This window comes from Aquamicrobium soli (genome assembly GCF_042646345.1).
Lineage (GTDB): Bacteria > Pseudomonadota > Alphaproteobacteria > Rhizobiales > Rhizobiaceae > Mesorhizobium > Mesorhizobium soli_A.
The window spans coordinates 183,182-196,895 of the sequence record NZ_JBHRTK010000010.1 but is presented as its reverse complement, the minus strand read 5'-3'; the positions used below and the strand labels follow the sequence as shown (position 1 = coordinate 196,895).

Below are 13,714 nucleotides of genomic sequence, written 5' to 3'. Positions count from 1 at the left end.
AGATGAGACCATGACCGAAACGGGGATTTTCCGGCTGTCGGAACGGGTGTACCGCCCCTGGAAGAACGGCGGCGGGCAAACGGCCGAAATCGCCGTCGCGCCGGCGGGCGCCGGCTTCGAGGATTTCGACTGGCGCATCAGCACGGCCCTTGTCGCGGCCTCCGGCCCGTTTTCCGCTTTTCCGGGCGTGGACCGGGTGCTCACCGTGCTCGAAGGCGGCGCGATAGCCCTGACCGTGGGCGATCAGGAACGCCGCCTTGACGCCGCAAGCGAGCCCTTCGCCTTTTCCGGCGACGAGCCCGCCGCTGCCTTGCTTGAGGGCCCGGCGCTGCTTGACTTCAACGTCATGGTGCGCCGCCCGCTGACGGCGAGCGTGATTCGTGGTCCGCTCGACCCCGGCCGCGGGACCGAGGGCCAGCGCGCACGGCTTGCCCTGCTGTTGGAGGATCGGGCCGGGCTTGTACGGCTCGACCTCGTCGACCTCGCTGCCGCCGCTCCCGAACTGGTGTCGGCGCTCGCCGGCGCGCTGGTACTGGACGTGCTTATCGCCGGCTGACCGCCAGGCGAAAAAAATCAGCCCGCCTCGGTGCGTGGCTCGAAACGCGCCGTCAGTTCGTGGCGATCGCCGGGATAGGTCTGGCTCGCCAGCGTCACCCACTTGCCGGAAATCTCGGTCCTGCGGATGACCTCGAGGCAGCTTGCCCCTGGCTGCAGGCCGAGGTCGCGGGCAACCGCGCCGCTGCTGCCTACCGCGCGGATACGGTGTTCGGCCGAGCTCCAGGGGATTTCCTGCAACAGCCACTGGCCCGGCGCGACGCTGGAAAAATCCTGGTCGAGCGCGCCGGGCGCGGCCTCGGGGTTGATGATGCGTTCCTCGCGGCAGAAGGGCTGTTCGTCGGCGAAATGAATGCCGAGAAGGTAGAGGACGGGCTGCTTCGAGGCCTCATCGATGCCCGCCCCGACGATCTCCCCCGGGCGCGGCGGGCGCAGCTTGCGCTCCCGCAATTCGAACCGGTAGGCCTGCCCCAGCGCTTGCACCTCGGCGGCGATATCGGCGATTTCCATTACCGCCGCCTGCGCGTGCGGGCGGGCGACGACGGTGCCGAGCTTGCGCCGCCGTACCAGGAATCCCTCCCGCGTCAACTGCGTCAGCACCTTGTTCATGGTCATGCGCGAGACGCCGTGGCTGTCGGCCAGGTCGGTCTCGAAGGGCAAGCGGTATCCCGGCGGCCAGCGCTGCGAGATGATGTCGCTGCGGAATTCGTGCAGGAGCTGCTCGTGCAGCGAACGGTTTGCCGGCGGTTTCGTCGCTGCCATCTGCCCCTTCCCACTGCGTGCCGATGCGAACGAAGACGCCGGCGCCGGGTTTGTCCCTGTCGGGTATAGAAAATAGCGCCGGCCTGTCCAAGCCCCCCGGACCCGATCCGAACAGGCACGAGCACGACCGGTTGTCGGGCGTGGCTCGAACGCGCTAGCTTGCCGGCCACTGGCGGAGACGGAGGATGAGATGGCGGCCCTGTTGGATACGCTTCACCCGAGCGTGCTGGCGGTGTTCAACCTGTCGCTGTTCGTCATCCATCTGGTAACGGTGGCGCGCGCCATCACCCGGCCCAACCGGGAGCCGGCTGCCCGTGTAGCCTGGGTAGCGGTGATCATGTTCCTGCCGCTGTTCGGCGTCATCGCCTATCTGCTGCTCGGCGAAACCAGCATCGGGCGCGAGCGCATCCGCAGGCTGGGTCTGGCGGAACAGCAGACCGCGCGGCCGGACGATGCGGCCTATGCGCCGGCTTTCGTGGCGCCGGGGGCCGCCGCCCAGTTCGATCTCTGCCGGTCGATCAACGGGCTGTCCCCGGTGGCGGGCAACCGCATCGTGCTTCTTGGCGATCCGACGGCCGCCGCCGACCAGCCGATGCGCGACAGCGACAGTGCCATCGAGGCTCTCGTGCGCGACATCGGGCAGGCGCGCGAGCATGTCCACATCAGCTTCTATATCTGGCTCGACGACGACAATGGCGGCAAGGTCGCCGATGCCGTCGCCGCTGCCGCGCGCCGCGGGGTCCGCTGCCGGGTGATGGCCGACGGCCTCGGCTCGCGCGCCTTCATTCGCGGTCTGCGCTGGCGGCAACTGCGCGAGGCGGGAGTGACGCTGGTCGCGATGCTGAACGACATCCCGCGCCTCGGGCACCTGGCGCTCGGCCGCGTCGACCTGCGCAACCACCGCAAGATCGCCATCATCGACAACCGCATCGCCTATTGCGGCAGCCAGAACTGTGCCGACGCCGCCTTCCGGGTGAAGCCGAAATATGCGCCGTGGGTGGATATCTTCCTGCGCTGCGAAGGGCCCGTCGTGCGCCAGGCGCAGTATCTGTTCCTATGCACGTGGATCGCCGAAACCGGCGAGCCGCTGCAGGGGCTGGCGGCTGCCGGCCCCGCGCCGGAACGCTTCGAGCCGGGCAGCGTGGCGCAGATGTACGGCACCGGGCCGATGACGCGCGGCGACGCCATGTCGGATTCCTTCGCCAGCGCGATCTACACCGCGCGCCGGGAACTGATGATCACGACGCCGTATTTCGTGCCGGACGAGGCGGTCCTGCACGCCCTGTGCGCCGCCCCGCGCCGGGGTGTCGAGACGACGATCATCTTTCCCCGGCACAACGATTCCTGGCTGGTGGAAGCGACCAGCCGCAGCAGCTACGCGGACCTGCTTTCCAACGGCGTGCGGATCTACGAATATCCGCTGGGGCTGCTGCATACCAAGTCGATGACCATCGACGGCGCCATGGCGCTGGTCGGTTCGGCCAACATGGATCGCCGCAGCATGCAGCTCAATTTCGAGAACAACCTTCTGGTCGCCGACGAAGACGTGACCGCCGCCATCCGCGCGCGCCAGCAGGCCTATCTCAGCGTTTCGCACCCCGTCGCGCTCGACGCCGTCAAGGCCTGGCCGTTCCACACGCGCCTCGTCCAGAACGCGGTCGGGATGATGGCGCCGGTACTTTAAGGCACCACCGGCTGCGACCGCTGCCGCGGTACCAGCGCCTGTTGCGCGACATAGGCAACGAGCACGATCGCCGCATCGAGTTCGAACACCTCTTCCATGGCCGCCATGACATGCGAGGAGGTGGAAACGTCGATGACCTGCGCCAGGCCGATGAAGCCGAAATGCAGGAAGAGCAGGACATGGTTCGACAGCCGGGTCGTGCCGCCGCGGATGCCTTTCCATATCTGCGACAGCGCAAACAGGGCGACGATGACCGAGCCCGCGAACAGCGCCCCGACCCAGAGCCAGGCGAGTTCCGGATTGAGGTCGCGCGCCAGCCGGTAGACGAGGATGAGCAGGTCGTGGAAGCCGTCCAGTTCGCCGCCGCCGTATAGCGGGGGAGGCTCGAACCCGAAAATCCGCGAGCCGAAGCTGATTTCGTCCATCAGTTCGGCGAAGCCGATCAGTCCAGCCAGGACGAGGGGAAAGCTCGGGCCGCGCCGCATCATCGCGTAAATCGAGCCGAGGACGGCGAGCAGGAAGGTCAGGGCGCTGGCCGTCTCGACGATGCCGTCCTCCTGCAGCAATTGCGGCCGGATGCCGGGGTAGAGGACCGCGCCCAGCGCCGAGGCAACGGTAACGATGCCGACGACGCCGAGCGCGGTGATCCAGATGACCGTTGCCGGCTCGCGCCACCCGATTGCTGCCTGGTCGGGCCGGCCGGCAGGAAGAACGGTCTGTGCCATGGTCTTCCTCCTGTAACAAATTTGTCGAAAAATCGTCACATGGGCCGCTTTTCGGGCACGGACAGGGCCGCAGCCATCACAAAGTCTCTCGCGCCATCGCCATTTGTGACGGTTGTCGCCGTGGTGAAGGCGGGTTTCAGGCGTTGAGAGGGGTGACAGCAAACAGGAGATTCACGAAATGACCAACGCCAGTCTCGATCGCCCCGTTTCGGTCTTTGTCGGCCTCGGATTTCCCAAGACCGTCAAGGACGTTTTCGACGCCTATGCGACGCTGGTCGACTGGAACGGTATTTCCGATCTCGACCGAGCCGGTGCCATCGAGGTGTGCCGCAAGGCGATGAAGGGCGAGCGGACAGGCAAGGATGTACGCCTCGCCTTCCAGCGCTTCGCCCACAACAAAGGCATTCTCTGCGAGGATTTCCATGCCGGCTCGACCGCGCCGGAACAGCCGCGCCGCGCTGCCGCGGCCAGTGCGGTTCGCCCGCAGGCGGCGAACGAATTCCGAAACGGTTCTTTCTAGAAAACCCGATTTCTTCAGGGCGCCGGAGTCGTCGCCCGGCCGGGAAGGGCCGCCGGACGCTGCCGTTGCCGGCGCGCCTTCATGAAGGCCGCGATGGGCTTTTCAACAACCTCGTGGACAGCGATCCCGATCGCCGTGCCGCCCAGCACGGCGGCGGCGAAGGTAAGCGCCGGCGGCAGGGCCAGCATCGGTCCCGCCTTTGCAACCACCGAGATCGCCAGCGTGTGCCACAGGTAGATCGAGTACGAGGCGTCGCCGAGATAGGCGGCGAGCGGCAGGCGCGCCACCTTCTCCGTTTTCTCGAAGGCGAGGACCCCGAGGACGAGGGCGGCGGCGAGCGGCCCGAGGACGAAGGGCGTGAAACCTCGATAGGTGATGCCGACGAAGGCAAAGCCGGCGACCGCGAGAACGATCAGCACGCCACCCAGTGCCGGCGGCACCATCGTGCCGTGCAGCCACAGCCTGCCGAGCGCCATGCCGAGCAGGAACTCCAGCAGCAGCGGGTCGGTCCAGGTCCTGAGCAGCGGCGTCTCGGGAGTGAGCAGTCGTCCGGCCGCCACCAGCGACAGGAACAGCGTCGTGAGCGCCGGCAGCCGCCACCGGGACGGCAGGAAGAGCGAGCCTGCGAACAGCAGGTAGAAGAACATCTCGTAATTCAGCGTCCAGCCCTGCACCAGCACCGGCCAGATGTCTCCGGTGCCGGGCGAGCGGCTGGGGATGAAGAACAGCGAGGAAAGAACGTAGCCCGGCGTAAGCCGCAGGTTGGGGAACAGGGCGAGCAGGGCACCAAGGATCATCACGCCGGTGACGATCCAGTAGAGCGGTACGATCCGCTCGATGCGCTCGCGCAGGAAGGCGGCCGGCGTCGTCGTCCGGGTGCCGGCAAGGACCCACATGATGAAGCCGCTGATGACGAAGAACACGTCGACGCCGGCCGCGCCGATGGCGAAATGCGTGCCGGTGCGCTCGGCGGCGTGGAAGACGACGACGCCCAGCGCCGCGACGGCGCGCAGATACTGGATCGCGTAGAGCCGTTTCACGGTGCCGAGCCGGGCAGGGCGCGCTGCCGCCGCCGTGCCGCGGTCTGGAACAGCGGGCGCCGCGCCCCGCGCGCCGCCGCCAGGCGGCCGGCGGAATAAAACAGCAGGAACGAGCCGACGACATAGGGGTTGATGACGTCGACCTCGACGAAGGCGCGCACCACGAGCATGGCGACGACGCCGAACAGCACGAGGGAATCCTCGTTATGGGCATCGCTGACGACCCGCCGCATGTGCCCGGCAAAAGTGCGCAGCATCACCACCACGAGCAGCGCCACCCCGACGAGGCCGAGTTCCACTGCCACTTCGATGAAGGTGTTGTGGAAATGGAAGCCGCTGCGGCTGCCGATGTAGAATTCCTCCCACAGCCGCTCGGCTTCGGAGAATCCCTGCACCCAGTAGGCCTGGTAGCCGACGCCGAAGAACGGTGCGTTGGCAGCGGCGGCCCAGCCTTGCGACCACAGGTAGGTTCGGCCGGTCAGCGTGGCGTCCTTGCCGAAGGCCGCCAGCAGCAGGTCGAGGCCGCCGAGATTGAGCCCGACGAGAACCGCCCCCACGGCCAGCATCGTGCCGGTCAGCAGCGCGCCCCTGCGCACGCTGGGGGAAAACATCACGCCCAGCTTGAGGCAGGTCATGATCGCCAGCACTGCCGCCAGCGCGATGATCGAAGTCGCCGACTGCGACTTCAGCAGCATCACGGCTGACAGGGCGCCGCAGGCGAGCGCCACGATCCGCCAGAGGCCGCGTTCGCCCAGCACCACGAGCGCGGCAAAGGCGAAATAGACGCCGAGCGACGCGAACAGGCCGAGCTGGTTCTTGGACGGGAAGGCGCCGACGAAACTATAGCTGCCGTCGAGCGGGTCGAAGTGATACTGGCCGAAGGCCACCGAGAAGAACAGGACGAGCAGGGTGCCGAGCAGCGAGCCGAGCGTCAGCGTCCTGACGGAAACGGTGCGGGCCGCGATCAGCGCGCATACGACATGCGAGGCGAACTGGACCGAGGCACGGGCGCTGATGCCGGGCGCCGCCGACCAGAACACCGACAGGCAGGCGAATGCGGCAAAGGGGACGATCCAGCCGAGGTCGCCCGGATTGCCGAGCGCCTTGCGGTAATCGACGAGGATAAGCGGCAGCCACAGCCCGTAATAGGCGAGGATGGAAACCTTGCCGAAGCGGATCGAGTAGGCGAACACGAAGATCGAGATCGCCACCGCGAAAAGCCCGTACCAGAGATTGTGGTCGGGATTGACGAATCTGGCCTTGACGATTCTCATCGGTCCCTTCCGGAGCCGCTCGGGCTCCGGTCCGTTCCTGCGGGTAAGGTCAATTGGAGTTGACGACGGTTGGCGTGACCTCCACCTTGATGACGTCGCCGGGCAATACCGGCGTGTTCTCGTCGGCTTCGACCTCGCCGGCCTTGCCGTTGCCGTCCGTGCGCACGATCGTGAAGTGGGTCTCGGGCGGGTTGCGGCCGCCGGCATTGCGGGCGGCATCGGGCGCCCGTTCCAGCGCTTCCGTCATCAGGCCGGAATACATGCCCATCTTGAGGTTGAGCGCATCCAGGTCGGATTCCGTCTGCTGGCGGGCCTGGGCGATCTCGGTGTCGCGGTCGTTCTGCAGGCTGATCGCGTCCTGCGTCGCCTTGGCGATATCCTGCTTGGCGCGCAGGATGGCCGTATCCATGTCGAGCAGTTTGCCTTCCAGTTCGGCGATCGTCTGCTCCAGCGTCAGCACGCGCTGGTTGACCACCAGGCCCTTGCCCGCGAGGTTGCCGAGCCCTTTCAGTTCCTCGCGGGAAAGGTCCGTCTGCCTCGACTGCGTGGCGATCTTCTTCTGCAGCGATTCGATCTCGGCCTGCAGCAGCCGCTTGAGGTCGTCGAGGCTCGCAAGTTGCAGCCGCAGCCGCTTTTGGCGCGCCTGCATCAGGTTGGTCTCGTCGGCCATCAGCTTCTTGCCGGCGGCGGTCTTGGCGAGTTCCGGCGGGAAATCGATCTGGTCCTTGCCTTCGGCTTCGGCTTCCAGCCGGGCGCGGCGGGCCAGCAGGCCGTCACGCTGTGCGGCCATGACGTCGTAATTGCCCTGCGCCGTGATGAAGTCGCGCGCGCCGCCCTGGCCCGTCTCCGACCGGCGCATGCCGCCAGCGATGCTGAGCGCCTTCAGCACGGTCAGTTGTGGATCATAGGGGTAGCGGCCGGGCGTCTGCACGTCGCCGGAAACGAAGATCGGGCGGAATTCCGCCAGTTCGACGGAGGCTTCCGGCCGATCGGGAAGCCCGAGCTTCTGCTGCAGTCCATCGCTGATCGCGGTGGCGACGTCCTCGGTGGTCTTGCCGGCAACCGACAGTTCGCCGACGAAGGGGACCGAGATGGTTCCGGCCGGCCCTACGCCGTAGTCGCCGCTGACCGCGGACCAGTCGCGGAAGGCGCCCTCGGCGCTTTGCCACTCGGCGACCCGCACGCGCAGCTTGTCCATGGTGCCCAGCCGGTACGGCTCGGTCTGCGCCTGCTGGGCCAGGACCGGCGTCGCCATCAGCAGGACGCCGACGGCGAGCAGGGCGCGGGTTTTTTGCAACATGCGAATCAAACCGGGCTTCCTTTGTTTGGCTGGTCGGGGAACGTCGCCGCGCTCAGTAGCTGCCGCGCGACGTGAACACCGCCGGCACCGTCCAGATCAGGATTTTCAGGTCGAAGACGAACGACCAGTTCTCGACATAGTGCCGGTCGAAAGCGACGCGGGCCTGGTAGGAGACGTCGTTGCGGCCGCTCACCTGCCACAGGCCGGTCAGGCCGGGGCGGGATTTCAGGTAGAAGCTGGCGGACGTGCCGTACATCTTCAGTTCGTCGCGGACCACCGGGCGCGGCCCGACGAAGCTCATCTCGCCGCGCAGGATGTTGAAGATCTGCGGCAGTTCGTCGAGGCTGAGTTTGCGCAGCACGGCGCCCACGCGGGTCACGCGCGGATCGTTCTGCAGCTTGCGCGTGGCCAGCCATTCCTCGCGCTCCTGCGGGTTCCTGGCGAGGTAGGCGGCGAGCACGGCATCGCCGTCCTCCACCATGGTGCGGAATTTGAGGCAGTGGAAGACCTTGCCGCTCCGGCCGATTCGCCGGTGGCCGTAGAACACCTTGCCGCCGTCCGAGAACTTGACCAGCAGCATCAGCATCAGGAACAGCGGGCTGATGAGGGTCAGGCCCGCCAGCGCCGCCGTGATGTCGAAGAAACGCTTGAAAGTGCCGCCGATCGGGGGTGATTCGTCCTCCTCCGGATACGCTTGGGGAAGTCTCTCTGCCAGTCTCGTCTGTGACATTCTTGCCGCTCCGCGATGTAGATCGTCAGATGCAAATGCTGCAATGCAACATGCTTATGGATAGGACGGGAGATATGACGCAGGTGCGATAAAAATAGGTCAGGCGAATCCAATGATGATCATAAATTGTGTCATGCGGTCACATTGATGGATTCCGACGGGAGATTCGCCGTTTTATCTAGAAACAGAATTTGATAACTTAAGTGGTTATTATGGGTTAAAACAATAAATCTGTAACGTTCCCTAATTGAGGTTGCGACTTGGTGTGAACGAATTGAATTTACCGCCGATGTGAACAGTATATAATCGGCGTGTGACTTGCATCCCGTCGGTTGGCGAAGATGTCTCTTCGCCATGGAGGCCATGCGAAAACCCGGTTTGACACCCGCAACGCCCGATAAGACGTATGTTGCATGTTGCCTGCCGTTCAGCCGTTTTATATGCTTGGTTATACGGCTGTGGATCGACCTTGCGCCTCCGGCACAGATACCGATATCGCATGTGACGGCTACGCAGCAGCGGCGTTTTCCTCGGCGGGAGGTAGACTTGCGCGTGAACTATCATGGCATGCAGTACTGTCGCGGCATGACGGGCTGATATGTCTTTTGCCCTGTTTCTTCGCGGCTTCATCGGTGCGCTGGTGGTGTTTGCCGTGGTCACCTATGTCGCGACCCAATCCTTCTGGACGACGCTGATCAATACCGCGATCTGCGCGGTGGTCATCCAGGCCGGCTATTTCGCAGCGATCCTGGTGGTGGTCTGGCGCTCGCCCGCTCGCGGCAAGACCGGCGCCGAAGCGCGCCCGGAGCCTGCGCCCGCCGCCGCCAAGAAGGGCCGGCGAGCCCTGCGCTGACACATTTGCCTTGATGGACGGGATCGCTTGGGTCTTCCGGGCCTCGCGATCTTTTCCGGGCGGTCATCAAAACGCCTTTCGTGTCTGTCAACCGGTCCGCGCGGCGGGCGGGACAGAACAGAGTGAGAGGTACGGATGGCTTCAACCGCCACAGTCTGCGTCATCATTGCGGCGAAGGATGCCGCCCGGACGATCGGGCGCGCCGTCGCCTCCGCCTTGCGCGACGCCCATGTCGCGGAGGTGGTGGTGGTCGACGACGGATCGGCGGACCGGACGTCCGAGGCCGCTCTTGGCGCCGACGACGCCAGCGGCCGCCTGCGTATTCTGCGCCTCGATAACAACCAGGGGCCGTCCTACGCCCGCAATCACGCCATCGCGCATTCGAACGCTCCGCTGATCGCCATTCTCGATGCCGACGATTTTTTCTTGGCCGGTCGCTTCGACAGGCTCCTTGTCGAAGACGACTGGGATTTCGTCGCGGACAACATCGTTTTCGTCGAGGCGCGCGATGCGGATTCCCTGGAGCCCGAGGTGCCGGATTTCGAGGCCAAGCCGTATTTCCTCGACGCGGCCTCGTTCATCGCCGGCAATATTTCGCGCCGCGGCGCCGCGCGTGGCGAGATCGGCTTCCTGAAGCCGGTGATGCGGCGGGCGTTCCTCGACATAAAGGGGCTTCGCTACGACGAGAGCCTGCGGCTCGGCGAGGATTATGACCTTTACGCGCGCGCCCTTATAAAGGGGGCCCGCTACAAGGTGGTTCACGGCTGCGGCTATGGGGCGGTGGTGCGCGCCGATTCGCTGAGCGGCCGCCATGCCACCGCCGATCTCAAGAACCTCTGCGAGGCTGACCGCGCCATGCTGGCCCTGCCCACGGTGAAAGGCCCCGCTCAGGCGGCGCTGCGCCGCCACGAGCGCCACATACGCGCCCGCTACGAGCTCCGTCGCTTCCTCGACGTCAAGGCGCGCAACGGGCTGGCGGCCGCGGGGCTGCATGCCCTGTCGCATCCCTTCGCCCTGCCGGCGATCCTCGGCGGGGTCGGCGCCGACAAGCTCGATGGGCTCAAGAAGAGGATGAAACCGGCCGACAGGCCGTTGCCGCGCTATCTTCTCGAAGCGCGCGCCGTTCAGAAATAGGCGCGGCCGATGTCGGCAAGGACGGTGCGGAACCGCTCCTTGCGCTCGGCCAGCACGGCGTCGGCGCTAAGCTGCGGCTCGGCCTTGCGGGCCTGGCGCAGCGCCAGCACGGAAGGCGCCGCCAGGACGTGCTTGGCCACCGAACGCAAGGCCGATCGGGGCTCGGCGCGTGTCATCGTCGCGGTTTCGCCCTGCGCCTGCCGCGCGGCCGGATCGACGACAGCCGCCTTGCGCTCGAAATCGACGCCCCAGAAGCGCGCGCCCTTGCTGATCGCTTCCGCCCGCGAGGAGATCGGCACCTGGCGCGGCCGGTAGGAGAGGCCGAGCGACGACGCCCAGTCCTGCCACTTGAAGCTGTTGATCTGGCGCGAGGTGGTGACGGCGACGAAAGGCACGCGAAAGGCGTCGGCGAGGATGGCTGCGTGCATGGATTCCGCCACCACCAGCCGCGCGCCGGCGATGGCAGTGATCACCGATTTCGCCTCGTCGCGCGGATCGACATAGGCAAGCCCGGCGGCCTGGCAGACGGTGGGCCAGATGCCGCCGACCGTCGATTCCCAATGCGGGATGAAGATCGCCTCGTGGATTTTCGGCAATCCCTGGAACTCGGGCATGTCGGCGGCCATCACCGCCGGGTCGACGATGCCGAGCCTCTCGTCGAGCCCGAGCTTCGCGGCCGTCAGCGGCCCGCGCACGCAGCGGATGTCCCATTCGCCGCCATCGGAAAAGTCCGGCACGGCGCCGTAGCCGAACCCGCTGCCGACCACCAGTTTCCTGTGGCCCTGGGGCAAGAGGTTCTGGTTGAGCACCGTGCCGACGCCGACCAGGAGCATCTCGGGATGCACGTCGCGGAAGCCCGGCAGCAGGAAGTCCCACAGCCACAGGTTCAGGTCGTCGCCGAAATTGCCGTGCTGTGATTCCCAGTGAAACGGCTGCATGGCTGGCCTACCTGGCGATCTTGGCGATGGCCAGTTCGACGGCGCTGCGCAGGATCTGCGGGTCGCGCCAGGCCCATTGCGCCAGCAGGCCGAGCTGCGGCGGCCGGTGGCCTCGCATCAGCCTGGCCTGTCCCCACAGCGCCTGCCGCCTTGCCGTCTGCTTGTAGGAGCGGATCGAGGCGCGGTCCTCCGGCCGCTGGCTGGAGCGGCTTTCCAGCCGGTCGAGCGCTACCCAGGTGTTGAACTGCTGTTGCAGGAATTGCGGCGAATCGCTGCTGACGCCGTGGAAGATGTTGAGCCCTTCGCCGCGCGTCGCGCCGATGTTCTCGCCAAGCACGACGCGTCGCGCGCCGCGGATGCAGTCGTGGAAGAACAGCACGTCCTCGGCCGCGAGCCTGAGCGCCGCCTCGAAGCGGGTGGTGCGCAACAGACGCGCGCCGATGACCATGCAGGACAGGTGCAGGAAGCTCCAGTTCCGCAGCATGACGCTGGCAAGGTCCGGGATTTCGACCAGCGGCGGGTCGTCGCAAAGCCGTTCGATCGCGGTGCTGCCGGCAAGGTCGGTGACGCCGAAATGATAGTAGAAGGCCTCGCCGCCCTCGATGGAGGCGAAGAAGCAGTCGGCATCGAAGCGGGCAAGCGCCTCTGTCGCCGTCTTCAGGTGGTCGGCCGCCCATTCGTCGTCGGAATCGAGGAAGGCGACGCAGGCGCTGTCGGCCGGCACGTGGTCGAGGCCGGTGTTGCGCGCCCCGCCGGGGCCGGCATTGGCCTGCTTGATGACGGCGATGCGCGCCCGCTGCTCGAGCGTGAGCGCGCCGAGTTCGGCTTCCACCGGCGAGGGCGAGGCGTCGTCGACGACGATGATATCGAAGTCGTCGTGCGTCTGCGAAAACACCGATTCCAGTGCGCGCCGAAGGACGCCAGGCTCACGCTGATAATAGGGAATGATGACGCTGCACTTCATCGTCGTCCTTTGGGGTACTCGGGGTGAAAGCGTGGCTTTCAAGACCAGCATATTCAGGCTGAAATTTGTCGGGTGCCGGGGCAGCCACGATGTCTCTATCCTCGCGGCGGCGATCCGCCGGTTCGACGGTAGGGGGCGCACCGGTTCGGGCAAGGCCGGCAGGTCGAATAATCGTCACAATCGTGAACGGTAGGCCGGCGCCCGATCGGCCGTATTCTACAGAAAATCGAAGGGCTAGGCCGTTCCCCGCATCGTTTTTGTCCGACCGCCTGCTTAACGGCCATCATAAAAAGTTACCGCCCCGTCTGCGGCAATAACGGCGCACGCCACATTATCAGCCTGCGGCAGCCCTATTGCACTGCAGCGAACAACCCCAATCGGGCGCTGAGCGGAGGCGGCGCCACAACGAAAGGCGGCACGATGAAACTGCATTCCGGAACTCTTTCACACGGCTCCGCATGGTTGCTGGCGGGGCTTGTGGCGGCACCGCTCACGGCCCTGGTCGCGGCGCCCGCACAGGCTGCGGAAGGCAAATCCTTCGTAGAGAATTTCGACAAGCTCAACACCGCGCGCTGGTACATCTCCGACGGCTGGGCAAACGGCGATCACCAGAACTGCACCTGGTCGAAGAAGCAGGTGAGTGTGAAGGACGGCCGGCTGAGGCTCGGCTTCGCCAAGGAGAAGATCAAGGACCGCGACTATGTCTGCGGCGAGGTGCAGACCAACCAGCGCTTCAGCTACGGCACCTTCGAGGTGCGTATGAAGGCGGTCGCCGGTTCCGGCCTCAACACCGGGTTCTTCACCTATATCGGCCCGGTCCACAAGCAGCCGCATGACGAGATCGATTTCGAGGTACTCGGCAAGGATCCCTCGAAGGTCCAGATCAACCGCTACGTCGACGGCAAGAGCCGTGGCCCGGCCGACCTGGTGGAGGTGCCGGGCGGCGCGGACAGGGATTTTCACGACTACGCCTTCGTCTGGCAGAAGGACCGCATCGCCTGGTATGTCGACAGCAAGCTGGGCGGCGAGGTCACCGATCCCGCCGTACTGCCCAGCCATCCTTCAAAAATCTATCTGAGCGTCTGGGGCAGCGACACGTTGAAGTCGTGGATGGGGGCGTTCAGCGATCCCGGCCAGCCGCTTGCCGCCGAGGTGGAGCGTGTTTCCTTCACGGCCGAGGGCGACGCCTGCCAGTTCCCCGAATCCATCGTTTGCAAGACGCAGTCGCAGTAGGA

The 13,714-nt window shown here is 65.9% G+C and carries 14 protein-coding genes; 6 read left to right on the top strand and 8 right to left on the bottom strand.

Going from position 1 to position 13,714, the window contains the following annotated elements:
- The first annotated feature begins 10 nt into the window (after positions 1–10).
- On the top strand, positions 11–556 hold the full coding sequence (locus tag ACFOHJ_RS08670; RefSeq protein WP_378220093.1) for a HutD/Ves family protein: 546 nt from the start codon (positions 11–13) through the stop codon (positions 554–556).
- A 17-nt stretch (positions 557–573) separates the two neighbouring features.
- Here the strand turns inward: ACFOHJ_RS08670 and ACFOHJ_RS08665 are convergent, their stop codons facing one another.
- On the bottom strand, positions 574–1,317 hold the full coding sequence (locus tag ACFOHJ_RS08665; RefSeq protein ID WP_378220092.1) for a UTRA domain-containing protein: 744 nt from the start codon (positions 1,315–1,317) through the stop codon (positions 574–576).
- 190 nt (positions 1,318–1,507) lie between these two features.
- Between ACFOHJ_RS08665 and cls the strand changes: the two genes are divergently transcribed.
- Positions 1,508–3,001: a cardiolipin synthase gene (gene cls / locus ACFOHJ_RS08660; protein ID WP_378220091.1), complete on the top strand. Its 1,494-nt coding sequence runs from the start codon at positions 1,508–1,510 to the stop codon at positions 2,999–3,001.
- Here cls and ACFOHJ_RS08655 read toward each other — a convergent pair.
- The gene (locus ACFOHJ_RS08655) at positions 2,998–3,726 is read right to left on the bottom strand and encodes a hypothetical protein (protein WP_378220090.1); all 729 of its coding nucleotides are present in this window, start codon (positions 3,724–3,726) and stop codon (positions 2,998–3,000) included. The two genes, cls and ACFOHJ_RS08655, sit on opposite strands and share 4 nt — an antisense overlap.
- Before the next feature lie 178 nt (positions 3,727–3,904).
- Here ACFOHJ_RS08655 and ACFOHJ_RS08650 point away from each other — a divergent pair, with 178 nt between their 5' ends.
- Positions 3,905–4,246, top strand: coding sequence for a DUF982 domain-containing protein (locus tag ACFOHJ_RS08650; protein ID WP_378220089.1), 342 nt, complete (start codon positions 3,905–3,907; stop codon positions 4,244–4,246).
- Positions 4,247–4,260: 14 nt separating this feature from the next.
- Here ACFOHJ_RS08650 and ACFOHJ_RS08645 read toward each other — a convergent pair whose 3' ends face one another.
- Genes ACFOHJ_RS08645 through ACFOHJ_RS08630 form a run of 4 tightly spaced genes read right to left on the bottom strand, consistent with a single transcriptional unit; the run spans position 4,261 to position 8,590 of the window.
- Positions 4,261–5,286, bottom strand: coding sequence for an acyltransferase family protein (locus ACFOHJ_RS08645; protein ID WP_378220088.1), 1,026 nt, complete (start codon positions 5,284–5,286; stop codon positions 4,261–4,263).
- Positions 5,283–6,560, bottom strand: a complete 1,278-nt coding sequence (locus ACFOHJ_RS08640) for an O-antigen ligase family protein (RefSeq protein WP_378220087.1) — start codon at positions 6,558–6,560, stop codon at positions 5,283–5,285. Before ACFOHJ_RS08640 ends, ACFOHJ_RS08645 begins: the two co-directional genes overlap by 4 nt.
- Before the next feature lie 49 nt (positions 6,561–6,609).
- On the bottom strand, positions 6,610–7,860 hold the full coding sequence (locus ACFOHJ_RS08635) for a polysaccharide biosynthesis/export family protein (RefSeq protein WP_378220086.1): 1,251 nt from the start codon (positions 7,858–7,860) through the stop codon (positions 6,610–6,612).
- Between the two features lie 52 nt (positions 7,861–7,912).
- Positions 7,913–8,590 carry a sugar transferase gene (locus tag ACFOHJ_RS08630; RefSeq protein WP_378220085.1) on the bottom strand — a complete coding sequence of 226 codons (678 nt, stop codon included), beginning with the start codon at positions 8,588–8,590 and terminating at the stop codon, positions 7,913–7,915.
- A gap of 598 nt (positions 8,591–9,188) precedes the next feature.
- Between ACFOHJ_RS08630 and ACFOHJ_RS08625 the strand changes: the two genes are divergently transcribed.
- On the top strand, positions 9,189–9,443 hold the full coding sequence (locus tag ACFOHJ_RS08625; RefSeq protein ID WP_378220084.1) for an exopolysaccharide production repressor protein: 255 nt from the start codon (positions 9,189–9,191) through the stop codon (positions 9,441–9,443).
- Positions 9,444–9,578: 135 nt separating this feature from the next.
- Entirely contained in the window at positions 9,579–10,577 is a 999-nt protein-coding gene (locus ACFOHJ_RS08620; RefSeq protein ID WP_378220083.1) for a glycosyltransferase family 2 protein, read from the top strand.
- Here ACFOHJ_RS08620 and ACFOHJ_RS08615 read toward each other — a convergent pair.
- Both ACFOHJ_RS08615 and ACFOHJ_RS08610 read right to left on the bottom strand, forming a co-directional pair.
- A complete protein-coding gene (locus ACFOHJ_RS08615; RefSeq protein WP_378220082.1) occupies positions 10,568–11,515 on the bottom strand; it encodes a polysaccharide pyruvyl transferase family protein in 948 nt (315 codons plus the stop codon). The two genes, ACFOHJ_RS08620 and ACFOHJ_RS08615, sit on opposite strands and share 10 nt — an antisense overlap.
- Before the next feature lie 7 nt (positions 11,516–11,522).
- Complete coding sequence (locus ACFOHJ_RS08610; protein ID WP_378220081.1) at positions 11,523–12,479, bottom strand: glycosyltransferase family 2 protein; 957 nt, start codon at positions 12,477–12,479, stop codon at positions 11,523–11,525.
- 420 nt (positions 12,480–12,899) lie between these two features.
- Here ACFOHJ_RS08610 and exoK point away from each other — a divergent pair, with 420 nt between their 5' ends.
- Positions 12,900–13,712: an endo-1,3-1,4-beta-glycanase ExoK gene (exoK, locus tag ACFOHJ_RS08605; RefSeq protein WP_378220080.1), complete on the top strand. Its 813-nt coding sequence runs from the start codon at positions 12,900–12,902 to the stop codon at positions 13,710–13,712.
- The last annotated feature ends 2 nt before the right edge of the window (positions 13,713–13,714 follow it).

What these genes read in the sequence shown, in the direction of transcription:
- ACFOHJ_RS08670 (WP_378220093.1), top strand. Translation starts at nt 11, where the DNA reads ATGACCGAAACGGGGATTTTCCGGCTGTCGGAACGGGTGTACCGCCCC.
- ACFOHJ_RS08665 (WP_378220092.1), bottom strand. Translation starts at nt 1,317, where the DNA reads ATGGCAGCGACGAAACCGCCGGCAAACCGTTCGCTGCACGAGCAGCTC.
- cls (WP_378220091.1), top strand. Translation starts at nt 1,508, where the DNA reads ATGGCGGCCCTGTTGGATACGCTTCACCCGAGCGTGCTGGCGGTGTTC.
- ACFOHJ_RS08655 (WP_378220090.1), bottom strand. Translation starts at nt 3,726, where the DNA reads ATGGCACAGACCGTTCTTCCTGCCGGCCGGCCCGACCAGGCAGCAATC.
- ACFOHJ_RS08650 (WP_378220089.1), top strand. Translation starts at nt 3,905, where the DNA reads ATGACCAACGCCAGTCTCGATCGCCCCGTTTCGGTCTTTGTCGGCCTC.
- ACFOHJ_RS08640 (WP_378220087.1), bottom strand. Translation starts at nt 6,560, where the DNA reads ATGAGAATCGTCAAGGCCAGATTCGTCAATCCCGACCACAATCTCTGG.
- ACFOHJ_RS08635 (WP_378220086.1), bottom strand. Translation starts at nt 7,860, where the DNA reads ATGTTGCAAAAAACCCGCGCCCTGCTCGCCGTCGGCGTCCTGCTGATG.
- ACFOHJ_RS08630 (WP_378220085.1), bottom strand. Translation starts at nt 8,590, where the DNA reads ATGTCACAGACGAGACTGGCAGAGAGACTTCCCCAAGCGTATCCGGAG.
- ACFOHJ_RS08625 (WP_378220084.1), top strand. Translation starts at nt 9,189, where the DNA reads ATGTCTTTTGCCCTGTTTCTTCGCGGCTTCATCGGTGCGCTGGTGGTG.
- ACFOHJ_RS08620 (WP_378220083.1), top strand. Translation starts at nt 9,579, where the DNA reads ATGGCTTCAACCGCCACAGTCTGCGTCATCATTGCGGCGAAGGATGCC.
- ACFOHJ_RS08615 (WP_378220082.1), bottom strand. Translation starts at nt 11,515, where the DNA reads ATGCAGCCGTTTCACTGGGAATCACAGCACGGCAATTTCGGCGACGAC.
- ACFOHJ_RS08610 (WP_378220081.1), bottom strand. Translation starts at nt 12,479, where the DNA reads ATGAAGTGCAGCGTCATCATTCCCTATTATCAGCGTGAGCCTGGCGTC.
- exoK (WP_378220080.1), top strand. Translation starts at nt 12,900, where the DNA reads ATGAAACTGCATTCCGGAACTCTTTCACACGGCTCCGCATGGTTGCTG.